General features: G+C 58.2%; 23 protein-coding genes. 11 read left to right on the forward strand and 12 right to left on the reverse strand.

All coding sequences use genetic code 11. The annotated features are described in order from the left end of the window. Positions 1-18: 18 nt before the first annotated feature. The 7 genes from ACR0DB_RS12470 to ACR0DB_RS12500 all read right to left on the reverse strand — a co-directional run bounded on the left by ACR0DB_RS12470 (position 19) and on the right by ACR0DB_RS12500 (position 9,308). On the reverse strand, positions 19-1,095 hold the full coding sequence (locus tag ACR0DB_RS12470; RefSeq protein ID WP_480551254.1) for a DUF2793 domain-containing protein: 1,077 nt from the start codon (positions 1,093-1,095) through the stop codon (positions 19-21). 133 nt (positions 1,096-1,228) lie between these two features. Further along, a complete protein-coding gene (locus ACR0DB_RS12475) occupies positions 1,229-2,665 on the reverse strand; it encodes a mannose-1-phosphate guanylyltransferase/mannose-6-phosphate isomerase (protein WP_480551256.1) in 1,437 nt (478 codons plus the stop codon). A 67-nt stretch (positions 2,666-2,732) separates the two neighbouring features. Next, entirely contained in the window at positions 2,733-3,626 is an 894-nt protein-coding gene (gene galU, locus ACR0DB_RS12480; protein WP_170773319.1) for a UTP--glucose-1-phosphate uridylyltransferase GalU, read from the reverse strand. Between the two features lie 316 nt (positions 3,627-3,942). Further along, the gene (locus tag ACR0DB_RS12485) at positions 3,943-5,748 is read right to left on the reverse strand and encodes an ABC transporter ATP-binding protein (RefSeq protein ID WP_480551258.1); all 1,806 of its coding nucleotides are present in this window, start codon (positions 5,746-5,748) and stop codon (positions 3,943-3,945) included. Position 5,749: 1 nt separating this feature from the next. After that, positions 5,750-6,679: an ABC transporter permease subunit gene (locus ACR0DB_RS12490; RefSeq protein ID WP_170773324.1), complete on the reverse strand. Its 930-nt coding sequence runs from the start codon at positions 6,677-6,679 to the stop codon at positions 5,750-5,752. Positions 6,680-6,689: 10 nt separating this feature from the next. Beyond that, the gene (oppB, locus tag ACR0DB_RS12495; RefSeq protein ID WP_480551260.1) at positions 6,690-7,613 is read right to left on the reverse strand and encodes an oligopeptide ABC transporter permease OppB; all 924 of its coding nucleotides are present in this window, start codon (positions 7,611-7,613) and stop codon (positions 6,690-6,692) included. 66 nt (positions 7,614-7,679) lie between these two features. Beyond that, a complete protein-coding gene (locus tag ACR0DB_RS12500; protein ID WP_170773328.1) occupies positions 7,680-9,308 on the reverse strand; it encodes a peptide ABC transporter substrate-binding protein in 1,629 nt (542 codons plus the stop codon). A 531-nt stretch (positions 9,309-9,839) separates the two neighbouring features. Here ACR0DB_RS12500 and queC point away from each other — a divergent pair. From queC to ACR0DB_RS12540, 8 genes are all read left to right on the forward strand, one after another. Next, positions 9,840-10,541, forward strand: a complete 702-nt coding sequence (gene queC / locus ACR0DB_RS12505) for a 7-cyano-7-deazaguanine synthase QueC (RefSeq protein WP_480551262.1) — start codon at positions 9,840-9,842, stop codon at positions 10,539-10,541. Further along, positions 10,541-10,894 (forward strand): 6-carboxytetrahydropterin synthase QueD, encoded by a 354-nt coding sequence (gene queD / locus ACR0DB_RS12510; protein WP_170356227.1) that lies wholly within the window; start codon positions 10,541-10,543, stop codon positions 10,892-10,894. The genes queC and queD overlap by 1 nt, the downstream gene beginning before the upstream one ends. Next, complete coding sequence (gene queE / locus ACR0DB_RS12515) at positions 10,891-11,601, forward strand: 7-carboxy-7-deazaguanine synthase QueE (protein WP_480551264.1); 711 nt, start codon at positions 10,891-10,893, stop codon at positions 11,599-11,601. Before queD ends, queE begins: the two co-directional genes overlap by 4 nt. Positions 11,602-11,621: 20 nt before the next feature. Further along, on the forward strand, positions 11,622-12,083 hold the full coding sequence (gene queF / locus ACR0DB_RS12520) for a preQ(1) synthase (RefSeq protein WP_480551266.1): 462 nt from the start codon (positions 11,622-11,624) through the stop codon (positions 12,081-12,083). 104 nt (positions 12,084-12,187) lie between these two features. Beyond that, complete coding sequence (locus ACR0DB_RS12525; protein ID WP_480551268.1) at positions 12,188-13,138, forward strand: cytochrome ubiquinol oxidase subunit II; 951 nt, start codon at positions 12,188-12,190, stop codon at positions 13,136-13,138. Further along, positions 13,135-15,225, forward strand: a complete 2,091-nt coding sequence (locus tag ACR0DB_RS12530) for a cbb3-type cytochrome c oxidase subunit I (protein ID WP_480551270.1) — start codon at positions 13,135-13,137, stop codon at positions 15,223-15,225. Before ACR0DB_RS12525 ends, ACR0DB_RS12530 begins: the two co-directional genes overlap by 4 nt. Then, positions 15,222-15,854, forward strand: a complete 633-nt coding sequence (locus ACR0DB_RS12535) for a cytochrome c oxidase subunit 3 (RefSeq protein WP_480551272.1) — start codon at positions 15,222-15,224, stop codon at positions 15,852-15,854. The genes ACR0DB_RS12530 and ACR0DB_RS12535 overlap by 4 nt, the downstream gene beginning before the upstream one ends. Beyond that, complete coding sequence (locus tag ACR0DB_RS12540; protein ID WP_237215853.1) at positions 15,847-16,173, forward strand: cytochrome o ubiquinol oxidase subunit IV; 327 nt, start codon at positions 15,847-15,849, stop codon at positions 16,171-16,173. Before ACR0DB_RS12535 ends, ACR0DB_RS12540 begins: the two co-directional genes overlap by 8 nt. 20 nt (positions 16,174-16,193) lie before the next feature. Here ACR0DB_RS12540 and ACR0DB_RS12545 read toward each other — a convergent pair whose 3' ends face one another. Further along, on the reverse strand, positions 16,194-16,556 hold the full coding sequence (locus tag ACR0DB_RS12545; RefSeq protein WP_170773343.1) for a fluoride efflux transporter FluC: 363 nt from the start codon (positions 16,554-16,556) through the stop codon (positions 16,194-16,196). After that, complete coding sequence (locus tag ACR0DB_RS12550; RefSeq protein WP_480551275.1) at positions 16,553-16,957, reverse strand: fluoride efflux transporter FluC; 405 nt, start codon at positions 16,955-16,957, stop codon at positions 16,553-16,555. Before ACR0DB_RS12550 ends, ACR0DB_RS12545 begins: the two co-directional genes overlap by 4 nt. Before the next feature lie 176 nt (positions 16,958-17,133). Between ACR0DB_RS12550 and ACR0DB_RS12555 the strand changes: the two genes are divergently transcribed. From ACR0DB_RS12555 to ACR0DB_RS12565, 3 genes are all read left to right on the forward strand, one after another. Further along, positions 17,134-18,714 carry an FMN-binding glutamate synthase family protein gene (locus tag ACR0DB_RS12555; RefSeq protein ID WP_480551277.1) on the forward strand — a complete coding sequence of 527 codons (1,581 nt, stop codon included), beginning with the start codon at positions 17,134-17,136 and terminating at the stop codon, positions 18,712-18,714. Positions 18,715-18,775: 61 nt separating this feature from the next. After that, the gene (locus ACR0DB_RS12560) at positions 18,776-19,315 is read left to right on the forward strand and encodes an RNA polymerase sigma factor (protein WP_170773347.1); all 540 of its coding nucleotides are present in this window, start codon (positions 18,776-18,778) and stop codon (positions 19,313-19,315) included. Further along, positions 19,312-21,228 carry a vWA domain-containing protein gene (locus ACR0DB_RS12565; RefSeq protein ID WP_480551279.1) on the forward strand — a complete coding sequence of 639 codons (1,917 nt, stop codon included), beginning with the start codon at positions 19,312-19,314 and terminating at the stop codon, positions 21,226-21,228. Before ACR0DB_RS12560 ends, ACR0DB_RS12565 begins: the two co-directional genes overlap by 4 nt. On the opposite strand, the gene ACR0DB_RS12570 is transcribed toward ACR0DB_RS12565, so the two are convergent. The 3 genes from ACR0DB_RS12570 to ACR0DB_RS12580 are packed head-to-tail and all read right to left on the reverse strand — an operon-like array spanning position 21,225 to position 24,009. After that, entirely contained in the window at positions 21,225-21,875 is a 651-nt protein-coding gene (locus ACR0DB_RS12570; RefSeq protein WP_170785788.1) for an ABC-type transport auxiliary lipoprotein family protein, read from the reverse strand. The two genes, ACR0DB_RS12565 and ACR0DB_RS12570, sit on opposite strands and share 4 nt — an antisense overlap. Next, positions 21,872-23,188: an MlaD family protein gene (locus ACR0DB_RS12575; RefSeq protein WP_170773352.1), complete on the reverse strand. Its 1,317-nt coding sequence runs from the start codon at positions 23,186-23,188 to the stop codon at positions 21,872-21,874. Before ACR0DB_RS12575 ends, ACR0DB_RS12570 begins: the two co-directional genes overlap by 4 nt. A 5-nt stretch (positions 23,189-23,193) precedes the next feature. Then, positions 23,194-24,009: an ABC transporter ATP-binding protein gene (locus ACR0DB_RS12580; protein ID WP_480551281.1), complete on the reverse strand. Its 816-nt coding sequence runs from the start codon at positions 24,007-24,009 to the stop codon at positions 23,194-23,196. Between the last annotated feature and the right edge of the window lies 1 nt (position 24,010).

Genomic DNA, 24,010 nt, shown 5'->3' on the forward strand with positions numbered 1-24,010 from the left:
TGCCGGGCGGCCCTAAGATCAGAACCAGCGACCGATGGCGACAGCGCCAGGGGCGACCATGGCGGCGCCTGAGGTGAACGACTGCACCTTATAGCTGACCTGCGTCGTGCTTGGGGTGCCCCACGCAGCAAAACGGTTTGTGTCGCCGCCATCACCGGACAGTGCGGGCACAGAACCCGCTGCAAATTGCATCGGGAAGGTCCAAGTGGCTTCGGCGCTGGTAAACCCCGCGCCTTCGGCAGTGGTGCAATCCGTCGGGCTTAGCCGGGCCGTGCAAATTTGGGTGCCATCGGCAAACCGGACATAGTCGCCATTCACGTTTGAACCTTGTTCGATCACCGCGCCCGTCGGGGTGCCTGCGTTTTCTTGCACCGCGCCCAAAAGGTTGCCGGGACCATAACCGTAATCGGCCCGCATCAAGCGGCCTGTTGTGGTGTCACTGGCGTTTTGCTGGATCGCAGTGCCGGATGCAGTGCCGGTTGCGGGGTCCAAAGCCAACGCGTCGCTCCAGTTGCTGCCATCCGGGGAAACTTTGATCGTAAACCCAGTGGTTCCGGTCAGACCCATCTCGGCATGACCGGTCCATTCCGACTGGAACAGCAGCGACGCGGTCTCGCCCGCCGCCGCCTTGTTGATCTTCATCTGATGACCAGCGCCATCATGGCTCAGTAGCGTGGCAGCTGCCCGCACCGCAAGTTTGTTGGTATTGTCATACGAAGTTCCTATGCCTACGCCGTTCAGATTTTGCGTACCGGCGGGCGGGGCTATCCAGCTCGACCCGTCCCACGATTTGAGGATGCCATCACCCTGATCCCAGGCGCGCCATCCCAAGCTCGGGTCAAAAAACACCCAGCCATTGTCCAACCATGCAGCCAGCTTGCCGCCCTGTCCTGCCCAATCGCCGGTGGGCGCGGCACCCAAAGCGTGGATGTCACCCTGCGCGGGCGTCGCGGGCGGGGTAACAGCATCGGTTGCGATAAGGCTGAGTTGCACGACCAGATCCAGATGGCGCAGAGCTTCGTTGTGGGTGACATGCTTTTGCGCCTGCGATGGCTGGATAAATGGCAGGTTCAAACGGGGTGAGTTCTGTGACATTGGGCGCGCCCTCCTGTGGTTGTCGGTCTGGCATTCACTGCGCCACAATGAGATTAAGCGCATGAATCCCGTGTGACCGGCACGCACGGCGGCGAAACCAGTTGGTAACTTCCAGTTTGCAAGCAGATGTTGGTTAGTCGCGGGCGTAGATGTCTTCGTATCGGATGATGTCGTCCTCACCCAGATACGAGCCTGTCTGCACCTCGATCAGAACCATCGGAACCTTGCCCGGGTTCTCCATCCGATGGACCGCGCCCAGCGGGATGTAGACCGATTGGTTTTCCGAGACCAGACGCACCTCGTCATCAATCGTGACTTTCGCCGTTCCTTCCACAACGATCCAGTGCTCGGACCGATGGTGATGCGATTGCAAGCTTAGCGCGGCGCCGGGATGCACGTGGATGCGTTTGACCTGAAAGCGGTCGCCGATCACCAGGCTTTCGAACCAGCCCCAGGGGCGATGATCCACCGGCAGGGATTCTGCCTGCTTCGCGCCCTTTTCCTTCAGGGCGGCCACAGCTTTCTTCACGTCCTGCGCCCGATCCATACTGGCCACAAGAACGGCGTCTGGCATTGCAATGGCGATCATGTCTTGTACCCCCAACGCGACTACTTCCTGCGCCGAGGATTCCGAGCGGACCAGCACGTTCTGACAGTCGATAGCGGTCGCCTCGCCTGCAGTTGCGACCCCTTGCGCGTCTGGTTCTCCCAACTCGTGAACAGCGGACCAACTGCCGACATCGGACCAGCCTGCGGCATAGGGCACGACGCTCAGGTTCGGGGCTTTTTCCATGACGGCGTAGTCGATCGAGATATCCTCGACCTGCGACCAAGCCTCGGGGTCAAGGCGCAAGAAACCAAGGTCCGTTTTGGCGTTCGAGACTGCGGCGCGCACAGGGTCCATCAATTGGGCCGCATGGCCTTCAAAGGCTGCGATGATATCGCGGACCGCAAACAAGAAGATGCCCGAATTCCACAGATAGCTGCCATCCTCCAACATGGATTGTGCGCGGGCCAGGTCGGGCTTTTCAACAAACCGTTCCAGTGGAACAGCTTGGCCCTCACCGGTCGGTGCATGGCTAAGTTTCAAATAGCCATAGCCGGTTTCGGGGCGGTCGGGCTGAATACCGAATGTGACCAAATCACTGCGAGTGGTGATGGCGTCCACACCGGCTGCAACGGCCGTATGAAATGCCAGTTTGTCCGGAACCACATGATCGGACGGGGCGACCAGCATCACCGCATCGGGGTCGCTGGCGTGCAGATAGAGCGCGGCGGCCAGAACCGCCGGGGCGGTGTTGCGCCCTTCGGGTTCGATCAGAATGGGGCCGGGATCAATGCCGATTTCCGCCAGTTGTTCGGGCACCACAAAGCGAAAAGCATCATTGGTCAGAATCAATGGCTTGGCATAAGGGGCATCCGCAGGGCCACGCATCCGCTCGGCACAATCCTGCAACAGGCTTGTCGCGCCGATCAGGGGCACGAATTGCTTGGGATAGCTCTTGCGCGACAAGGGCCACAGTCGAGTCCCCGCCCCACCGCAAAGAATCACGGGATAAATCGTAGTCATCAATATCCGCCTATTAGCGCGTCGCGCCTATATTGCGCGTCTTGCGATCAAAGGAAAGAGTGGCCGATTACTGGGCCGCCTGATCCGTCGCAACAATGTCATGCAGGTATTCGCGCAGATCGTCGCGCAGATCCGGGCGGGCCAGAGCAAAGGCCACGGTGGCTTGCAGGAACCCGGACTTGGAACCGCAGTCGAACCGCTGGCCTTCAAACTTGTAGCCAAAGACGGGAACTCCGTTGCCGATATCTTCTGCAATGGCGTCAGTCAGCTGGATCTCACCTCCGCTGCCTTTCTTCTTTTGGTTGAGGTTGTAGAGAACCGACGGCCCAAGAATATAGCGCCCGATCACAGCCAGATTCGACGGGGCTTCTTCGGGTTTTGGTTTCTCTACCATGCCGCGCGCGCGCACAACCGATCCGATGTTTTCACCGACATCCAGAACACCGTAAGATTTTGTTTTCTCTTGCGGAACTTCCATTGCGGCAACCATGTTGCCGCCGGTTTCCTCATAGGCTTCGACCATCTGTTGCAGGCAAGGCTTGTCCCCGGCAATCACATCGTCGGGCAGCATCACGGCAAAGGGCTCATCCCCGATCAGTCGGCGGGCGCACCAGACTGCGTGCCCAAGACCAAGTGCTTTGTGCTGACGAATATAGGCAATCGCGCCGCTTTCCATATTGGTGGCATTCAGCGCTTCCAGCAGGTCATCCTTACCCTTGGCTTTCAATTCCTGTTCGAGGATGTGGTTGTGATCAAAGTAATCTTCGAGCGCGGATTTCCCGCGTGACGTGACAAAGATGAATTCCGTAATTCCGGCTGCCCGGGCTTCGTCGATCGCGTATTGAACCAGCGGGCGATCCACCAGAGTCATGATCTCTTTTGGGACGGATTTCGTCGCAGGCAAAAAGCGGGTACCAAGTCCCGCGACCGGGAAAATTGCTTTGGTGACCTTGCGTGCCATAGTACCTCTCAAGTTCAATCTATAGTGCCGGAAATTCCGTCAGGTGCCCACGGCGTGTTCATAGGCGGTGCGGCCGGAATGTACAACGTCAACACTCGTATCAAATAACCAATCGCCGACAAGCGTGCCACTCAGACGGCAGGAAGTCAAAACGATCCGATGTCAAAGGTGCGCGCCGGGCGAATGAGTTCCAGCGGTTTGGAAACAATCTTACTTATTTGAGTTAAACTAGTGCTGAATTATTAGTTAATCTTGCGTGCAAATTAAGCAGGGTTTGAATACGCCCGAAGTCAGCATTCTGACTTCGGGCCGGGTATCACCCATTGGCCATGATGGCATCCAACGGGTCGTGTTCGGCGACAAAGTGGTCAGGACGAACTTCGCTGAGGCTTGGAACATAGTCGGTCTCACCGGCAGACAACCGGCTGGGCAAAAAGCGCAGCGCGGCTTTGGGGTCCATGGGTGAGGGCAGCTCTCCTGGCAGCTTCAGCCGCTGACGGGTGCGTTCCACATCCGGGTCAGGGATCGGAACGGCCGAGATCAGCGACTTGGTGTAAGGATGGATCGGGTCCGAGCAGATCACCTCGCCATCCCCCAGCTCCACGATCCGACCCAGATACAACACCATGATCCGGTTCGACACGGCGCGTACCACCGACAGATCGTGGCTGATGAAGATCATCGACAGACCGAATTCCTGCTGCAACTCGCGCAGCAATTCGACGATTTGCGCCTGAATGGACACGTCCAAGGCCGAGACCGCCTCGTCGCAGATGATCAGCTTGGGTTTGTTGATCATCGCGCGCGCGATGCCGACCCGCTGGTTCTGACCGCCTGACAACTCGTGCGGATAACGGTTGATCATGTTGGCATTCAGGCCCACACGTTCCATCATTTCGCTGACCATCTGCTTGCGCTCGCGGTCCGTCAGATCGGGGCGATAGGTCTTGAGCGGTTCGGCGATCGATGCCGAGATTGTCATGCGCGGGTCGAGGCTGGCCAGAGGGTCTTGAAAGACGATCTGCAAGTCCTTGCGGTACTTGTTCAACTCGGCGCGCTTCAGACCCACAATGGGGTGGCCCAACCAACTGACATTTCCACCGCTGGGTTCGATCAGTTGTAATACGGCGCGCGCCAGCGTGGACTTGCCGCAGCCGGATTCGCCCACAACGCCCAGAGTTTCACCCTTGCGGATGTCAAAGCTGACGCCATCGACAGCCTTGAGCGGCACTTTGCGGCCGAACAACCCGCCTTTGACGTTGATCGGGAAATGCACCTTGACGTCATCGACCTTAAGCAGCGGTTCTTCGATCTTCTCCAACGCCTTGGGCGCATCGCCTGCATCAATGCGCGGCATCGCCTCGAGCAGGGTGCGGGTATAGTCGTGCTGCGGGTCACGGAAGATTTCGCGGGTATCTCCGGCCTCGACAAATTCGCCCATGCGCATGACCTGAATGCGGTCGCACATACGGGCGACTACGCCCATATCATGGGTGATCAGGGCAATCGCGGTGCCTTCGTCCTTTTGCAGGCGCACCATCAGGTCCAGAATGTCGGCCTGAACGGTCACGTCCAGCGCCGTGGTGGGCTCATCCGCGATCAGCAGCTTGGGATTGCACAGCATCGACATGGCGATCATCACGCGTTGGCGCATCCCCCCGGACAATTCGTGGGGGAACTGGTCCAGTCGCCGCGCGGCCTCAGGGATACGGACGCGGTTCAGCCAATCCAGACAGCGGGCCCGCGCCTTCGCGCCTTGCAACCCTTCATGCACCTGCAGAACCTCGCGCATTTGCTGGCCGATCCGAAGATGCGGGGTTAGCGCGGTCAATGGGTCCTGAAAGATCATACCCACGTCCGAGCCACGGATCTTGTTCAGGCGGTTGATCGGCAGGTTCAGGATTTCGGTGCCGTTCAGAGTGGCCGACCCCAGCGCCCGTCCCGCGGGCGGCAGCAAGCCCATCGCGGCCATGAAGGTCTGGCTTTTGCCCGACCCGCTTTCGCCCACGATGCCAAGGCATTCGCCAGGGTTGATGTCGAAACTGATGCCTTTGACGGCCTCGACCACGCCATCGGGGGTGTCGAACTGGACCTTCAGGTCTTTTACGGAAAACAGGCTCATATCAGCGATCCTTCGGGTCCAGAGCGTCACGCAGACCATCCCCGATGAAGAACATCGTGATGATGATGGCGACGTAGAAAGTCAGCGGGAACATCAATTGCCACAGGGTGCCATACCCCATGGTTCCGGCCCCTTCCGCGATCAGACGACCCAGCGAGGTGTAAGGTTCTGAAATCCCCAGCCCAAGGAACGAGATAAAGCTCTCGGTCAGGATCATTTCAGGCACCAGAAGCGAGGCATAGACGATCACAACGCCCAGCAAGTTGGGCAGGATATGGCGGTACATGATGGTAAATTCGCTGACACCTGCGGCGCGGGCGGCCTCGATGAACTCGCGGTTCTTCAGGGTCAGGGTCTGACCCCGTACAATCCGCGCCATGGTCAGCCAACCAACCGCGCCAAGTGCGATGAACAGCATGAAGAAGGATCGACCCGCCACGACTAGCAGCAGAATAATCACCAAAGTTGCCGGGATCGCCAGCAAGATGTCGACAAAGCGCATCATGACGCTGTCGGTCCGGCCACCGATATAGCCGGCGGCGATGCCATAGCAGGTGCCAACGATCAGCGCTGTCGCTGCGCCGATCAGACCGACCAGCAGCGATGTGGTGGTGGCCTGAATGACGCGGCTGTAAAGATCGCGCCCCAAATCATCGACGCCAAAGAAATGGCCGGTTTCGACTGAGGGCATACCCATGCCCTGCACGTCACCCATAACGTTCCAGTCGATCTCTTCATTGTTCCAGACCGCGAAGTAGGGCCCGATGAGGGTGAACAGAACAATCAGCGCCAGAATGATTACGCTGGCCATCGCGGCCTTGTTGCGCACAAAACGCATCCGTGCGTCTTGCCACAGTGAACGCCCCTGAATGACCGTGTAATCGGTGATATCTTCGGCCAGATGGGCGGCTTTTTGAGATTTTCCAAGCATGTTTCGCCCCTTAGTACCGGATTTTCGGATCGAACCAGGCATAGGCCAGGTCGGTCATAAGGTTCACGATGACGGTCAGCGCGCCATAGAGGATCGTGACCCCCAAGAGCACCGCATAGTCACGCGAGAGGGCCGAGCCGACATAGGCTTGCCCCAGACCTCCGGTCGAGAAATAGATGTCAACGAAGACCGAACCCGTCAGAACATAGACGAAGACCGGTCCCAGATAGGACACCACCGGCAAAAGCGTCGGTTTCAGCGCATGGCGCCAGATCACGGTTCTGGTCGGCAGTCCTTTGGCCCGCGCGGTGCGGATGAAGTTCGAGTTCAGAACCTCGAGCATAGACGATCGCGTGATCCGCGCGATCGAGCCGATATATGAGGTCGCGAGCGCGATAACGGGCATGATCAGGTATGGCCATTGCCCTCCGTTCCAGCCACCGCCCGGCAACCAGCCCAACCACAGGGTAAAGGTCAGGATCAGGATCGGGCCCATGATGAAGTTCGGCAGCGCCTGAGCTGCAATGCCCAGACCGACGGCGAAATAGTCGATCCAGCTATTGTGCTTGATGGCCGCCGCAATCCCCAGCCCCACACCAATCGTGGTGGCAAACAGGAACGACAGGGACCCATAGGTCAGTGAGATCGGGAAACCTTGGGCGATGATATCATTCACATCGCGGTCCTTGAACTTGAAGGATGGTCCGAAATCGAAATGCACCACGATGTTATACAGATAGTCCCAAAGCTGCTTCCACAGCGGCTGGTCCAGCCCATAGCGTGCCTCGATATTGGTCAGAACCGCGGGCGGCAGGGGCCGTTCCGAGGTAAAGGGCCCACCGGGCGCGAAGTGCATCAGAAAGAAACTGGCGACGATCAGCAATAGAATCGTCGGAACGGCGACCAATAGCCGCCGGATAATATAGGCAAGCATTTCATGCCCCCAATTATTGGCTGTGCCCCAAAGCGGTCCTTGGGGCACAGCGGGATCTAAAGGTGATTACTCGGCTGTTTTGTAGAGGTTTTTGGAGTACCAGTTCTGCTCTACGTTATTGACCGGCCAGTTCCCCACATCGCTGTCCATCATATAGACGCCAGCATAGTGATAGATCGGGATGACGGGGGTCTCTTGCGCGATGATACGCTCGACCTCGGTATAAAGCGGCGCGGCGTCGTCCGCGGTTTTGGCAGAGGCCAGCAGTTCATCAACTTTGGCGTTGTTGTACTTGCCGTCGTTATAGCCCGAATCTGACTGCAACAGGTCCAGGAAGGTCGAGGCTTCGTTATAGTCGCCACACCATGCGCCACGGGCCAGATCGAAGTTCTGGTTGCCGCGCTCTTCCAGGAACACTTTCCATTCCATGTTGGCCAGCTCGGCGTTCACGCCCAGTTTCTGTTTCCACATCTGGCTCAGCGCCACGGCAACTTTCTTGTGCGCTTCTGACGTGTTGTAGACCATCTCGAAGCTCAGCGGATTGTCTGCGCCATAACCAGCCTCGGCCAGCAGTTCTTTGGCCAGTTCGTCCCGTTCGGCTTGCGACATCGACGCCATTTCAACGTCCGGAACGGTGAAGCCTGCGGTTGCTTCGGGTGCGAAAGTATATGCCTGCGGCTGACCGCCTGCCATGATGTTCTCGGTGATGATCTTACGATCTACAGCAAGCGACAGGGCCTGACGGACATTCGGGTCTTTGAACGCTTCCGGACCACCTTCGGACAGGTTGAACGTGTAATAATAGTTGCACAGACGCGGGAAGCTGATCGCCTCTTCCGGGTGCTCTTTTTGCAGGCGCGGGAACTGGCCTGCGGGCACTTCGGTGCGGTCCAGTTCACCGGCCAGATAGCGGGTCAGGGCCACGTTTTCGTCGTTAATGACCAAGGCCACGACTTTTTCGATAATCGTGTTGTCGTTGTCCCAGTACATCTCGTTGCGCTCGCGAACCGAGCGTTCCTGCGGCAGATGCTCGGTCAGAACATAAGCGCCGTTCGACACGATGTTGCCGGGCTTGGTCCAGGCGTCGCCGAACTCCTCAATCACTTTCTGCGGGGCAGGGAAGGTGGTCGCATGCGTGGTCATCTGCGGGAAATAGGACAGCGGCGCGCTAAGCTTTACTTCCAGCGTGTGGTCGTCGATGGCTTTGACGGCCAGATCGTCAACCGGCTTTTCGCCTGCGATAATTTCAGACGCGTTCTCGATCGACATCAGCTCCATGTACCACGCATAGGGCGAGGACAGCGCGGGATCGACGGCACGTTTCCAGGCGTAAACGAAATCGCCAGCTGTAACCGGATCTCCATTGGACCACTTGGCATTGTCGCGCAGGGTGAAGGTATAGACGTCCTTGGCATCATTGGTGGTGAAGCTGGTGGCAACACCCGGCACCAGATTACCGTCTTCGTCCTGGTTCATCAGACCTTCGAACAGATCGCGGACGATCTCGGCGCCCGAAACATCCTCAACTACCTGCGGATCGACCGAGCTGTGCTCGTCCAGAATGCGATAGGTGAACGTCTGGTCATCGGCCAGCGCTTCGCCCGTGGTTGGGTGGGTTCCGGCGGCAAAAGCCGCGCCGGTGATCATAGTCGAGGTCAGCAGGCCTGCTAGAGATGTCCGAATATACTTGTTCATATTGTTAACTCCCGTTTTTTGAAGGCAAGGCGCACGCAGCCGATCAGGGTGGCCCGTTGCCACCTTGATTGCCCGACCAGAAAGCGGCCCGGAACAGGTTCAGATTTTGCTTTGTCAGATCGCAATGAACACCGCGTCACTGGGTTTCGGTTTGCAGTCAGGAATGTTGTTGCGAAAGTCGCCTTTCACTGGGGCAGACGTTGGCATTATTTCAAAAAAGGTTAAAGCCTTTGCCTGCAAATTAGGCAACCTTAGGTGGATTGTGAATGAAACCGAGAGGTCGCAGGCAATAAAATGGCGAAACTTCACGTGTTCTTGACACTTTCGTGAAGCATGAGGCTTGGACTTGACCTGAAGTCTTTGTGTTTCCCTCACGTCACCTGATCCAAAAATGCGAATCGCTCCTGAATCCATCTGTCCGTCTTGTGATCCGGCAATCAGGCGCTTGGGCCTTGGCACCGCGCACGACAGAGTATAACAGGGCGCATCCCGGTCGCAGCCTACCCGGGTATCAAAACAAGGGTTCAAAATATGAAAACGATCGTAATCTGCTCGGGCGGGCTGGATTCGGTATCTTTGGCGCATATGGTTGCGCAGAATCACGAATTGGCGGGCCTGATCTCTTTCGACTATGGCCAGCGTCACCGCAAAGAGCTGGACTATGCTGCGCTTTGCGCGCTGCGCCTTGGTGTGCCCCATGACATCATCGACCTGCGTTCGGTTGGAGCGGTTCTGACCGGCTCGGCCCTGACCGATGATGTGGATGTGCCCGACGGGCACTATGCCGAAGACAGCATGCAAGTGACCGTGGTGCCCAACCGCAACGCCATCATGCTGACAGTTGCATTCGGTGCCGCCGCCGCCCGTGGGGCAGATGCGGTGGCCACCGCCGTGCATGGTGGGGATCACTTCATCTATCCCGATTGCCGCCCTGCCTTCACCGAAGCCTTTGAGGCAATGCAGAAGCTGGCGCTGGACGGCTATGCCGACGTCTCGCTGTTCACGCCGTTCGTGCATCGCAGCAAAGCCGATATCGTGACCGAGGGCGCGCGTGTGAACACCCCCTTTGCCCAGACATGGTCCTGCTACAAAGGCGGAGACAACCATTGCGGGCGCTGCGGTACCTGTGTCGAGCGGCGAGAGGCCTTCCATCTGGCCGGTATCCCTGACCCGACAACCTATGACGACCCTGATTTCTGGCTGGCAGCCACGGCACAGAAGGAAAGCGCCTGATGTATCGGATCACCAAGGAATTCCACTTTTCTGCCTCGCACCAACTGACCCATCTGCCCGACGATCACCAATGCGCGCGGATGCATGGGCATAATTATGTGGTTGAGGTCGAACTGGCCGCCACTGACCTGAACGCCGACGGGTTTGTCCGCGACTATGGCGAGCTGAAGCCGCTCAAGACCTATATCGACGAGACGTTTGATCATCGCCATCTGAACGATGTGATGAACATCTTGACCACGGCTGAAAACATGGCGCGTCATTTCTATGACTGGTGTGCTGCCCGTTGGCCGGAAACCGCTGCCGTGCGGGTCAGCGAAACACCGAAAACATGGGCCGAGTATCGCCCATGACCCGCCTGCGCATTGCCGAGATTTTCGGCCCCACGATTCAGGGCGAAGGCGCGCTGATCGGGGAACCTACTGTATTCGTGCGCACCGGCGGATGTGATTACCGGTGCAGCTGGTGCGACAGCCTGCACGCGGTTGATACTGCCTATCGTCATGACTGGGCGGCGATGACCACGGATGCGGTTTGGAGCCGAGTGCGCGACCTGTCAGGCGGGCGGCCTTTGACCGTGTCGCTGTCGGGTGGCAATCCTGCCATTCAGGACTTTGCGCCCCTGATCGCGTTGGGACGGACAGAGGGTTATCGGTTCGCCTGCGAAACGCAGGGCTCCATCGCAAAGCCGTGGTTCAACGATCTGGATACGCTGGTTCTGAGCCCCAAACCGCCCTCGAGCGGGGAGACGGTGGATTGGGTCGCGTTCGACGCCTGTCTGACGGCTGCTGGAAACGGCCCCAAAACGGTGATGAAAATCGTGATCTTTGATGAGCGTGACTACGCTTGGGCCCGTGCTGTGGAGGATCGTTATCCCGCGCTGCAGCTTTACTTGCAACCGGGCAATGAGACGGTCGACCCCACGCAGCCCGTCGATCCGCAAACCCTGTCGGATCGTCTGTTATGGCTGGTCGAGAAAGTTACCGCAGATGGCTGGTTCACCCCGCGGGTGCTGCCGCAACTGCATGTCCTTTTATGGGGCAACAAACGCGGGGTCTAAAACCCCATCAGGAGATGACAATGGAAACTATTTACAGCGGCCTGACCCAATTGGGCGGCAAAACCGAACTGCCCACCTCTCCCGAAGCGGCTGAGCTGGAGCGGGTGCAAAACCCGCAGGCCGATATCGACTATTGCGTGCGGTTCACCGCGCCCGAGTTCACCTCGCTGTGCCCGATGACGGGGCAGCCGGATTTTGCACATCTGGTGATCGACTATGTGCCCGGCGAATGGTTGGTGGAATCGAAGTCGCTCAAGCTGTTTCTGGGCTCGTTCCGCAATCACGGCGCGTTTCACGAAGATTGCACCGTGTCCATCGCGCGCCGTCTGGTCGATTTTCTTGACCCGCGCTGGCTGCGGATCGGCGGGTACTGGTATCCGAGGGGCGGTATTCCGATTGATGTTTTCTGGCAGACGGGGGCCATACCCGAGCATGTCTGGATTCCCGATCAGGGCGTGCCGCCCTATCGTGGGCGCGGCTGACACCGCTCGCTTGGGTCGGGCGAAAATCCGACCCGAAAAAGCCTTGAGTAATCGAGTGACTCTGCCGATAGTTGACCCAGATATCGGTATAAGGGCTTTTGGGTGTGAGGTATTTCAATTGGTCGCGGGTACTCGTGCTGGTTGTGCTTGCACTTGTGTCCGCGCAATCCACTTTGGCCAGTGACAGTTTTCTGGACCCGCAGGGGCCGATTGCGGCCGTGCAGAAAACCCATCTGCTGCGAGCGACGGGTCTGATCCTGATCGCAGTGGTTCCAGTGCTAGTGCTGGTACCCCTGATCGCCTATCGCTATCGCCGCCGCCCCAACGCCTCTGCCGCTTACCGGCCCAAATGGGATTTCTCTGGTCCGCTGGAATTTGCCATGTGGGGGGTGCCGGTGCTGATCGTGGCCATCCTGTCTTTCTATTTGTGGAAGGCGACGCACCGGCTTGATCCCTATGCCGCGCTGTTTGGAGATCAGCCTGCCGTGAACGTTCAGGTTGTGGGGCTCGACTGGAAATGGCTGTTCATCTACCCCGATCATGGCATCGCCAGCGTGGGAGAGTTCGGCATACCCGTGAACCAGCAGGTGGCCCTGACCTTGACGACCGATACGGTCATGCAATCCTTCATGATCCCGGCGCTGGCAGGGCAGATTTACGCGATGCCCGGCATGACAACCAAATTGCATCTGGTGGCCGACACCCCCCGGACCATGCAGGGCGAAAACACCCAATATAACGGCCGTGGGTTCACCAAGCAGAAATTCGTGACGCAAGCGATGCAACCGGGCGATTTTGAGGCCTGGGTCAACAGCGTCCGCACCCATGGCATTCCGCTGACCGATGAGACCTATCAAACATTGGCCATGCGCTCCGACCGCGATGAGGTACAGGCTGCGTTGGGTACGCCGCTCATGCCGCTCAACGCGCTGTATTTCACGCTTGAGGAGGGGGATTTGTTCCACTCGATCCTGCACCGATATCACGGTGGGCAACCGCTACCGACAGATCAGCAACCCGGAACTGCAACCTATGGGCAGGAGGGTGCGCAATGACGTCGGAAGCAGGGGGGCTTATCGGGCGCCTAAGCTGGGATGCGTTCCCGATCGTAGGTCTGATCCAGACGCCGAACGCCAATGAGATCGTGGCCAATGCCGCCGCCGCCGTTGTTCTGGTCGGGGTGGTTGTCGTTGTAGGGCTGCTGACATGGTTCCGCCTGTGGGGGTCCTTGTGGCGTGATTGGCTGACCAGTGCGGATCACAAGAAAATCGGTATCATGTACATCGTCTTTGCGATCGTCATGCTGGCGCGTGGGGTGCTGGAAGGCGTCGTTATGCGCGCCCAGCAGGCTGCGGGGCCGGGGGACGGGTTCCTTGAAGCCGAACATTTCGCCGAGCTTTTCAGCACCCACGGCACGATCATGGTGTTCTTTGTGGCTGTGCCCTTTGTGTTTGGCGTCGCGAACTTTCTGATCCCCCTGATGATCGGCGCGCGTGATGTTGCCTTTCCGGTCATGAACCAGATCGGCTTGGGCCTGACGGTTTCCGCCGGGATGATGTTGATGGTTTCGCTGGTGGTGGGCGCGTTCTCGACCGGAGGGTGGACGGCCTATCCGCCCTATACCGGCGCCGCGTTCAATCCGGGGGTCGGGCCTGACTACTGGATTTGGGCCATTGTCGTATCGGGGATCGGCACCACCCTCACAGGGATCAACTTTGCGGTGACGATCTACAAGCTGCGGGCGCCGGGTATGACCTTCATGCGGCTGCCGATGTATTGCTGGACGATCATTTGCAGCTCGATCCTGATCATCTTTGCGATGCCGCCTTTGGGCGTGGCCGCTTTAATGCTGGCTGCCGACCGGTATCTGGATTTCCACTTTTTCACCAATGACCTTGGCGGCAACATGATGAACTACGCCAACCTGTTCTGGCTGTTCGGCCACCCCGAGGTCTATCTGTTGGTTCTGCCCGCCTACGGGATCTATTCCGAGATTTTTGCCACTTTTTCGGCCAAACGGCTTTATGGGTACAACTCGCTGGTCATTGCGACCATGTCGATTGCGATCCTGTCCTTTACCGTCTGGCTGCACCACTTCTTTACCATGGGGCAAAGCGCGCTGATCAATGCGGTTTTCGGCATCGCCACGATGTTGATCGCCATCCCGACCGGCGTGAAAGTCTATGACTGGATGGCGACGCTGTTTCGCGGGCGTATCCGGTTTTCGGTGCCGATGCTTTACGGTCTGGCCTTCCTGATGCTCTTTGTGATCGGAGGGCTGTCGGGTGTCATCCTTGCCAATCCGACCATCGACTACCAGGTGCACAATACTCTGTTCTTGGTGGCCCATTTCCACAATGTGCTGCTGCCGGGGGTGCTGTTCGGGCTGTTGGCCGGGTATAACTATTGGTTCCCCAAGGCCTTCGGATTTCGCTTGAACGAAACATGGGGCCGGATTTCGGTGGCCCTGTGGACGGTTGGGTTCATGCTGACCTTCCTGCCGCTATATTTCGTGGGGCTCATGGGGATGCCGCGCCGGTCGTTCAGTTGGGAAGATCCCAGCTTTCACCCTTATATGATAGTGGCTGCACTGGGCTCGCTGGTCATTCTGGCCGCACTTTTGTCGGTTGTCGCGCAGTTGTGGGTCAGTATCAAACAGCGTGAAACCACACGCGTTCCGGTGGGGGACCCATGGGACGCGCGCACGTTGGAATGGTCAATCCCGGCCCCGCCGCCACCCTATAATTTCGCCGTTATCCCGCAGGTGACAGAGCGTGACGACTTTGCCGGAGCGAAAGAGCGGGGTGCGGCCTATCCAAAGCCGGATGCCTATGAGGATATCCTGCTGCCGGGCAACACAAGCATCGGTTTCATCCTCTGCGTGCTCAGCGGGGTGTGGATGTTCGCACTTGTCTGGTGGATCTGGTGGCTGGCGGCGCTGACTACCGGTCTGATGCTCGTGTCTTTCATCGCCTGGACGTTCAGAACCGATAGCGAAGAGGTTATCCCACGCGAACAAGTGCGCAAGGAACACGAGGCTTGGCTGGATCTGGTCCGCGCAGCGACCCCCGTTGACCGCGATCACGAATACGCCCCAGAAAACCGCGGTCTCGCCCGCCCCGATCTGGAGGCGGCGACATGAAGCGCGCGCCCACCCACAGCTATCCTGGCCTGAACCTTGGTCGCCGCCACCCCGGCGCGGACAAAGCCACCGAGGTCGTCTCGTTCGGGTTCTGGGTCTTTCTGATGAGCGATCTGGTCTATTTCGGCCTGATGTTCGCCATCTACATCACCATGATCGACGCGCAGGCTGGTGGCCCCGGTCCGCATGAGCTGTTCAATCTGACCAGTATTTTCGCCCAGACGTTGATCCTGCTGACCAGCAGCCTGACGGTCGGGCTGGCAATGCTGGCTCTGAAATACAACCTGCCACGATCCCGCATCGTGATGTGGTTTGGGATAACGCTGGTCCTTGGCCTCAGCTTTTTGGTGCTTGAACTGCGCGACTTCATGGCGATGGCGGAAAAGGGCGGAGTACCCCAGCGCAGTGGATTCCTGTCGGCATTCTACGGGTTGGTCCCGCTACACGGGCTGCATGTTGCGGCGGGGTGTCTGTGGTTGGTCGTGCTTGGCATACAGCTGCGCGTCTTTGGCCTGACCGATGTGCTGATGTCCCGCGTTGTGCGTCTGGCGCTGTTTTGGCACTTTCTCGACCTGATCTGGATCGGCATCATCACTATCGTCTACTTCGGAGGGCTGACCTATGGATAACCTCACCGAGATGCACCGGCGCGAACGCAGACGCTATGTTGTCGGTTACGGCGGTTCATTGGTGCTGACGCTGATCGTTTTCATCATTGCCTATGTGTTCGGCATTAAAACCACGGGCGTCTACCTGACGATTGGTCTGTTGGGCCTGGCCCAACTGATCGTGCAACTGGTGTATTTCCTGCATATTGATCGCCGCCGCAGCAGCCGCGAGGATTTGGACTTGGTGCTGTTTTCAACGCTTGTCCTTTTGATCATCATCGTGGGCACGGTCTGGATCATGGGCAATCTGTCGATGCGGATGCATACCTATCCGATGTAACTTGCCGGGGCCGCGATCGGTCACTGCGTCAGCCACATTCCCAATACAACCGCCCCCCAACAAAGGGCAAGGCTGAACGCGATGTTGCCAGCGGCCAACACAAGGGTGCGTTCTCGTTTCAGGTCCAGCGTTTGATAGGCAAAGCTAGAAAACGTGGTGAAGCCGCCGCAGAATCCGAATACCAGTCGCCGTGCCTCCTCCCCCATCTCGACCGGCCCGCCGAGAACCCCTATCCAAAGCCCCAGCAACAGGCTGCCCAGCACGTTCACAAACAGCGTTGCAATCGGCAGATCGTGCCGCAGCCGCAAGGCGATCCAATGGCGCAGAACCGCTCCCAACCCTCCGCCGAGGCCAAAGATGGCGTGCAGATAGGCTTCGGTCATCTGGCCCCCTTCACGCCGTGAACGCGCCGCCCGACTGCCTCACCCAACAGGGCTACGGCAAGGCCAAAGACAATCTCAGACGTGGCAGCATAGACCGCGCCCCATGGGCTAGTTGAGGCGATCGCGGCCAGATCGGCCACGAAAGAGGAAAAGGTGGACAGCCCGCCGCAAAACCCCACAGCTCCCAGATGCAATACATGCGCATGAACCCGGTGCCGGATGGAATAGAGCCAGCCTAGAACGAAACAGGCAAAAACATTGATCCCGAAGGTCGTCGTTACGGCCAAGATACTGGGCAGCGGGACCGACAACCCTTCACGCAGCAGCGAACCTGCCGCGCCGCCGACGAAAACGGCAAGGAACATGCGCCCAATGTTGGGTTGAAGTTTGCTATCAGTCACAGACCCTGCCCAGTTCTTTGTGCCTATCGGCATACCCACTGGCTGGGGACGGTTCAACCATCGACCGCCACTATCACGAATCCGCTGGAACAGGTGACAAATGGCATAAACGCTTGCAACAAAAGATCGAATTGCCCAACTTCCGATGTAACGCAGGCCAGTTCAGGAGAGCCCCAATGATAGTCCGCCGACTCTATTACTTTCTAAGCTGTGTTTGCCTGCCGCTGACCCTGATCCTTGGGTTTGTCTGGTCTCCGATCCATTGGCTGTTGATCTTGCTGATCCCCTACGCAGTGATCGGTCTGTACGACATACTGACGACGAAGCACAATGTTCTGAACAATTACCCGGTGCTTGGGCATTTTCGCTATATGCTGGAGTTCGTCAGCCCCGAAATCCGCCAGTATTTTGTGGAAACGAACGAAAGTGGCCGCCCCTATAACCGAATTGTTCGCGGGTTGGTCTATTCCCGCGCGAAAGGTCAGGTGGACACGCAGGCTTTTGGGACGCAGTACGATATCAATTCCGTGGGTTATCACCGCACCAATCACTCACTCGCCCCCAAACATGTGGACGAACGCGAAGAGCGCGTTTTGCTGGGCGGTCCGCAATGCTCCCAGCCTTACAATGCTTCGCGCCTGAACGTGTCGGCGATGAGCTTTGGCGCGCTTAGTGCAAATGCGATCAGGGCTCTGAACGGCGGTGCCAAGGATGGAGGATTTGCTCATAACACTGGCGAGGGTGGTTTGTCTCCGCATCATCTGGCCGAGGGTGGGGATATCATCTGGCAGATCGGAACCGGCTATTTTGGATGCCGCTCAGCGGATGGCGGGTTCGACAAGGACAAATTCGCCGAAAAGGCCAAAAAGGACGTTGTAAAGGCAATTGAGATCAAACTGTCGCAGGGGGCCAAGCCCTCGCATGGGGGGGTGTTGCCTGCCGCCAAGGTTGATGAGGAGATTGCTGAAATTCGTGGCGTTCCGGTGCACCAGGACGTCATTTCGCCCCCCACGCACTCCGCCTTTGAGGGTCCGACCGGATTGATGCAGTTCGTTCAGCATCTGCGTGAGATGTCGGGTGGTAAGCCGGTTGGCTTCAAGCTATGCATTGGTCGCCCGTCGGAATTCATGGCAATCTGCAAAGCGATGCTTGAGACAGGCATTCTGCCTGATTTCATCACTATTGACGGGTCCGAAGGGGGCACTGGCGCGGCTCCGGTCGAGTTCACCAACCGTCTGGGCATGCCTCTGAACGAGGCATTGATCTTTGTGAACAATTGCCTGCGTGGCGCAGGGTTGCGCGACAAGATCCGGGTGATTTGTTCGGGCAAAGTGGCCACCGGTTATGACATGATCGAGAAATTCGCGCTTGGTGCGGATATGTGTAACGCGGCAAGGGCGATGATGTTTGCCATTGGTTGTATTCAGGCGCTGCATTGCAACACCAACCGCTGCCCCTCCGGCGTCGCCACGCAGGACCCGGTTCGTGGTCGCGCCGTGAACGTGCCGCAGAAACGACAGCGGGTTCATCGCTATCACGACGCCACGCTGGAAAGTTTCCGCGAAATTCTGGGGGCCATGGGCAAAGAGAAAGTGTCCGAACTTAACCCCTCGGATATCCGGCGTCGTACAGCGGATGAGCGAGAGCACTCTTACGCAGAACTGTACGATATCGTGGATGAGGGCGCGTTCCTGGGCGATGCCGTCCCGGATGAGTTCGCGGCCGATTGGAAAATCTCCTCGGCCCAGCATTTCTGATTTTTTTCACGCGCGCGCCAAGGATTGACCTTTTCCATCCGTCTTACTCATCGTGATGCGTATGGAAACATCGGATGAGGATCTGGCCCGGGCGGCGGCAAAAGGCGACGCGGACGCGTTCGCTTCGCTATTGCGACGCCACTATGACCGGATTTTCCGACTGTGTTTCCGGCTGACCGGGCGAGCGGATCAGGCCGAGGACCTGACGCAGGATATCTGCGCCGCGCTACCTTTGAAGGTTCAGGCCTTTCAGGCGCGGGCCAAGTTCACCACATGGCTGTATCGTGTGGTGGTGAATGCGGCAGAGGATGCGCGTCGCCGCGCCACTTCTCACAGCCGCGCCGCAGCAGGGTGGGGCGACGTCGAACAGATGCGCCGGGCCGAAGCGACCGAGGCCGCCGAGGCCGTGGATTGGTTGCAAAGGGCAATGCGCAGCCTGCCGCAGGATTTGCAGGAGACGCTTGCCCTGACCCTTGAGGAAGAGATGACCCACGCGCAGGCGGCTGAGGTTCTGGGCGTGTCGGAAGGGACGGTCTCGTGGCGTATGTCGGACATCCGAAAGCGTTTGCGGGCCATGCGGCAAGAGGAATTGGACCAATGACCGACGATCTTGACCATCTCAAATCCCTGATGGATGCGGCAACACCCGCCCCCGACAGCGCACGCCGGGCGAATAATCTGGACCGGGCACGAAAATCTTTTGCGCGCGCCCAAGGATCTCGCGTCGGCGCACGTCCCACTGTCAAGCGTGGCCCAGTAGCCCGCCTGACAGAAGGAGCGATTTTCATGCTGAATTCCCTGACTTCCCGTGGTGTTTTGACCGCTACAACAGCCCTTGGGGCTATCGCATTGGTGCTTATTGTCCCGCAGATGCAAACTGGCCCGCTGCGCGTGACGGACCAGATCGAAAGCCGGGTTGTTGAACCGGCAACTATCCCTCAGCCGTTGCCACAAGCCAAGGAGCAATTTGCCGACGCTATCGCCGCTTCCCCGCAGGCACTGAGCAAGCGCGCGGAAGGTGCAAGCAGCGAGCCGACGGTTCGCCTCGGTCGGGATAATATCGCCGAGGTTGCCCGGATCGCCCCGGCTGCACCCGACGTCGTAGTCGCATCAACTCCGAACACAGAAGCCTTCGCAAACGCCGATAGCAATCCACTGAAAGTGACGGCAGAGGACCCAGTTTCGACCTTCTCGATCGACGTGGACACGGCATCCTATGCGATTGTCCGGTCCTCGTTGTTGAATGGTCAGATGCCGCCGAAAGACGCGGTGCGGGTGGAAGAGATGGTGAATTACTTCCCCTACGCCTATCCGGCACCCGATGGTGAGGCCCCGTTTCGTCCGACGATCACGGTCAGCCCGACGCCTTGGAACGCGGGAACGCAGCTTGTGCATATCGGTATTCAGGGCGCGCTGCCCCAGATTGCCGAACGTCCGCCCCTGAATCTTGTATTTTTGATCGACAGTTCAGGCTCGATGCAGGATGCAAACAAGCTGCCGCTGCTTAAACAGTCCTTCCGGCTATTGCTGTCGGAACTTGGGCCTGAAGATCAGGTCTCAATCGTGACCTATGCGGGCAATACAGGGCAGGTGCTGGAACCGACCCCGGCCACCGAGCGGAGTAAGATTTTGGCGGCGCTGGATAAGCTCGAGGCTGGAGGCGGGACCGCCGGACAAGCCGGGTTGCAACAGGCCTATCAGGTGGCCGAGGAGATTGCGTCGGATGGCGAGGTGACGCGGGTCATTCTGGCAACAGACGGTGATTTCAATGTGGGGCTGTCGGATCCGGAGGCTTTGAAGGACTTCATTGCTCGGAAACGCGACAGCGGAACTTATCTGAGCGTTTTGGGCTTTGGACGCGGCAATCTGGATGATGCCACGATGCAGGCCTTAGTGCAGAACGGGAACGGGCAGGCGGCCTATATCGACACGTTGGGCGAGGCGCGTAAAGTGCTGGTCGATCAATTGACCGGCGTGCTGTTTCCAATTGCCAACGACGTCAAAATTCAGGTCGAGTTCAACCCCGCGCAAATCGCCGAATATCGCCTGATTGGCTATGAGACGCGGGCACTTCAGCGTCAGGACTTTGACAATGATGCAATCGATGCAGGCGATATCGGGGCAGGGCACAGTGTGACTGCGATTTACGAAGTCACACCTGTCGGCTCCGACGCGATCCGCAACGGTCCCTTGCGCTATGGCGAGTCTCAGGTGGTCGCGGATGCGGGCGAGGAGATCGGATATTTCAAATTGCGCTACAAGCAACCCGGATCGGACCGCAGCCAGTTGATCGAAAACCCTATTCGTTTCGGCCAGGGCGTTGTGACGGACGATGTCGCGTTTTCCCACGCGATTGCTGGATACGCCCAGGCGCTGAGGGGAGGTGAATATCTGGGCAACTGGTCATATCCGCAGGCCATCGAAATGGCCACGGCGGCACGAGGGGACGATCCGTTTGGATACAGAGCCGAGGCAATCATGTTGATGCGCCTGGCCCAGTCCTTGGCCGATTAGAACGACCTTGGGTTATTGGTCGAGTGTGTGTGTATTCTTCGAACGCTCCACTCGACCGCGTCGCGCATGGTTTTGCCCAGGGCGATATCAAAAGCGTTGACCAGATCCGGGGTTTGTTCACTTTCGGCGATCACGGCTTCCTGAAACGAACCCGACGCTATGATCTTGTCTTCGAACTCGTCGATTATCTTGATGTTCATGCGCACTTCTATGCGAACGGTCGACTCGCCATCGGTGCCGCTGACGACTATGCCCTGAAACTCGCGCAGATCGGGGACGATGACATAATCTGCTCGAAGGCCAACAGTGGACCGTCCAACCGCGGCCACTTTGCCGCTGTTTTCATAGCTTTCAACCATTAGCGCCTGCACGATCAGGGGGGCTCGGTCGACCCACCGCGCGCGGGACAGGTACTGTACTTGCAGATGCGAAGGCTGGATCGCAATCTGATCCGTATTGACCGCCGCCGTTGCGGTCGGCTCTTCTACAACGATCTGTTTTTGTACGCGTGGCAGCGACGATGAAAACGTGCTTTTAGGCGTCAGCAGATACAGGTCGTTGGGCTTTGACGCCTGTTGCAACGTACCCAGCCCGGTGCATCCAGCCAGAACCACTGCCGCCAGAACGAAAGGAAGAAACCTGATCATTGGCGAAACTCCGATGCTTGAGTGCCCAGCAGGAACCGCGCTGGGTCACGTTCAACCTTATCGACCAGCCGATCCAGAGTGACCACCAATCGTTGGGATTGCTCGATGAACCGGGTGAATTGGGGCAGGCCAACGCGCATGAAATCCGAAATCTGACGACGATTTTCCTGGACGATTCCGTCAATCGTTCCCAACAGGTTTGAGGCCGATTCCGACGCGCTGAGGATATCCTCGGAAATCTCGTCCAGCCTGTCGGTGACGCTGGTGACTGTGGTTGCCACCTGATTGGCGGCGTTGCGGATGTCGGCCATGACAGCGCCCACGTCTTCGTTGATCACGCGATTGGCTGAATCAAAGGCGCTCTCGGCTGATGTCAGTGTGCCTTTTGCTGTGTCCATTGCACCGGTGATAGAGCCGAGTGTTTCGTTGGCATTCAGGAAGGTTTCCGTGGCAGTCGCAAGCGCCACGCTGCCTTCATCTGACAGGCCGGACAGATTTTCTGCCAGAGATGAGGCGCGGTCAATAAACGGCCTCAGATCCTGCTGGATAACCTGGTCTGCGGTCTCAAAAGTCGTCTTGGCGCTATCCAGCGCGGCGGCAGCGGATTCAGAGGCCGTCTTGACGCTATTCAGTGTATCGGTTCCGGTGGTCAGAGTGGTCTCGGCCGTATCGGCGAGCTGATCCAGACGTTTGGAGAAGTCCGAAATCTCTCGGGCTGCGCCGCCCAGATCGGCCGAGAGGGATTCGAAATCTGACAGGGTCTTGTCCAGCCGCCCGGTGGCCGAGGCGACGTTGGCCAGAATATCGGAAACGGCCTGTCGGTTTTTTTCGTCTACAACCTCGTTGATGTCTTCAAGCAGGGTGATGGCTTTCTCCATCAACAAAGGCGCGCCTTCGAAGAGGGACTGAATGGCGCTGCGTTTGCTTTGGATCAGGCTGTTCTGCGGTAGGCGTTCTGCGGTTGACGATCCACCGGTCAGTTCCACGAAACTAACGCCGGTCACCCCAAGCGATTGTAATTGCGCAATAGTTTCGGATGTCACCGGGATTTCCGCGTCCACCTCAAGACGGACTCGTACTTTCGAAGGATCGTCCTCATCCAGCTCCAGCGAAATGACCTGTCCGACTGGCAACCCGTTATAGCTGACCCCACCGGCGGCGGAGAGGCCCGAGACATTGTCGAACAGCACCTCATAATACGCGTATTGGCGCGAGATTTCGAATTTGGCGAGCCAAAGGAAGAACCCGAACGCACCAAGAATGCCCGCAAGCGTGAAGGCACCGATCAGGATATAATTTGCTCGGGTCTCCATTGCCGTTACCTGCCTAGCCCTTTTTCTTGTGCCGCGCGTGCCCTTGGGCCGGTGAAATATTCTTGCACCCAAGGATGATCGACTTTGGTCATTTCTTCAATCGGACCTTCAACCAGGACGCGTTTTTCTGCAAGTACGGCAATCCGGTCACAGATGGCATAAAGGCTGTCCAGATCATGAGTTACCATGAAAACGGTCAGCCCAAGCGCGTGTTGCAACTCGCCGATCAGATCGTCATAGGCGGCGGCCCCGATCGGGTCCAAACCGGCGGTGGGTTCGTCCAGAAAGACAATCTCGGGGTCCAGCGCCAGCGCACGTGCAAGGGCGGCGCGTTTACGCATCCCTCCGGATAATTCGGACGGAAACTTGCCGCAGCTAAATTGTGGCAGGCCGACAAGGCTGATCTTGAGGTTTCCTAATGCGCACATCAGGCTTTCACTGAGGCCCGTGTGTTCGCGAAGCGGCGCCATGATGTTTTGCAACACGGTCAGAGAGGAAAACAGCGCGCCATCCTGAAACGCAACGCCCCAGCGCTGTTCAATCCGGCGGCGTTCCTGTTCGGGGCCGTTCACAACATCGACGCCCAGAACCTCGATACTGCCAGCGGCCGGTTTGTTTAGCCCGACGATCGTGCGCAGCAGAACGGATTTCCCGGTGCCTGATCCGCCAACGATGCCCAGAACTTCACCGCGCCAGACATCTAAATCCAGATTTTGATGCACGATCTGAGGGCCGAATTGGTTGGTCAGGTTGCGCACGCGGATAACAGCTTCGCGCTGTGTGTCCGCCTTTTGGCTGTGCTGCGGCAAAGTCCCGTCCATG

It is taken from the genome of Ruegeria sp. AB6 (genome assembly GCF_056542685.1).

Bases quoted from the DNA above. Each gene is read 5' to 3' on its own strand.
- ACR0DB_RS12470 (WP_480551254.1), bottom strand. From the start codon at position 1,095: ATGTCACAGAACTCACCCCGTTTGAACCTGCCATTTATCCAGCCATCG.
- ACR0DB_RS12475 (WP_480551256.1), bottom strand. From the start codon at position 2,665: ATGACTACGATTTATCCCGTGATTCTTTGCGGTGGGGCGGGGACTCGA.
- galU (WP_170773319.1), bottom strand. From the start codon at position 3,626: ATGGCACGCAAGGTCACCAAAGCAATTTTCCCGGTCGCGGGACTTGGT.
- ACR0DB_RS12485 (WP_480551258.1), bottom strand. From the start codon at position 5,748: ATGAGCCTGTTTTCCGTAAAAGACCTGAAGGTCCAGTTCGACACCCCC.
- ACR0DB_RS12490 (WP_170773324.1), bottom strand. From the start codon at position 6,679: ATGCTTGGAAAATCTCAAAAAGCCGCCCATCTGGCCGAAGATATCACC.
- oppB (WP_480551260.1), bottom strand. From the start codon at position 7,613: ATGCTTGCCTATATTATCCGGCGGCTATTGGTCGCCGTTCCGACGATT.
- ACR0DB_RS12500 (WP_170773328.1), bottom strand. From the start codon at position 9,308: ATGAACAAGTATATTCGGACATCTCTAGCAGGCCTGCTGACCTCGACT.
- queC (WP_480551262.1), top strand. From the start codon at position 9,840: ATGAAAACGATCGTAATCTGCTCGGGCGGGCTGGATTCGGTATCTTTG.
- queD (WP_170356227.1), top strand. From the start codon at position 10,541: ATGTATCGGATCACCAAGGAATTCCACTTTTCTGCCTCGCACCAACTG.
- queE (WP_480551264.1), top strand. From the start codon at position 10,891: ATGACCCGCCTGCGCATTGCCGAGATTTTCGGCCCCACGATTCAGGGC.
- queF (WP_480551266.1), top strand. From the start codon at position 11,622: ATGGAAACTATTTACAGCGGCCTGACCCAATTGGGCGGCAAAACCGAA.
- ACR0DB_RS12530 (WP_480551270.1), top strand. From the start codon at position 13,135: ATGACGTCGGAAGCAGGGGGGCTTATCGGGCGCCTAAGCTGGGATGCG.
- ACR0DB_RS12535 (WP_480551272.1), top strand. From the start codon at position 15,222: ATGAAGCGCGCGCCCACCCACAGCTATCCTGGCCTGAACCTTGGTCGC.
- ACR0DB_RS12540 (WP_237215853.1), top strand. From the start codon at position 15,847: ATGGATAACCTCACCGAGATGCACCGGCGCGAACGCAGACGCTATGTT.
- ACR0DB_RS12545 (WP_170773343.1), bottom strand. From the start codon at position 16,556: ATGACCGAAGCCTATCTGCACGCCATCTTTGGCCTCGGCGGAGGGTTG.
- ACR0DB_RS12555 (WP_480551277.1), top strand. From the start codon at position 17,134: ATGATAGTCCGCCGACTCTATTACTTTCTAAGCTGTGTTTGCCTGCCG.
- ACR0DB_RS12560 (WP_170773347.1), top strand. From the start codon at position 18,776: ATGGAAACATCGGATGAGGATCTGGCCCGGGCGGCGGCAAAAGGCGAC.
- ACR0DB_RS12565 (WP_480551279.1), top strand. From the start codon at position 19,312: ATGACCGACGATCTTGACCATCTCAAATCCCTGATGGATGCGGCAACA.
- ACR0DB_RS12570 (WP_170785788.1), bottom strand. From the start codon at position 21,875: ATGATCAGGTTTCTTCCTTTCGTTCTGGCGGCAGTGGTTCTGGCTGGA.
- ACR0DB_RS12575 (WP_170773352.1), bottom strand. From the start codon at position 23,188: ATGGAGACCCGAGCAAATTATATCCTGATCGGTGCCTTCACGCTTGCG.
- ACR0DB_RS12580 (WP_480551281.1), bottom strand. From the start codon at position 24,009: ATGGACGGGACTTTGCCGCAGCACAGCCAAAAGGCGGACACACAGCGC.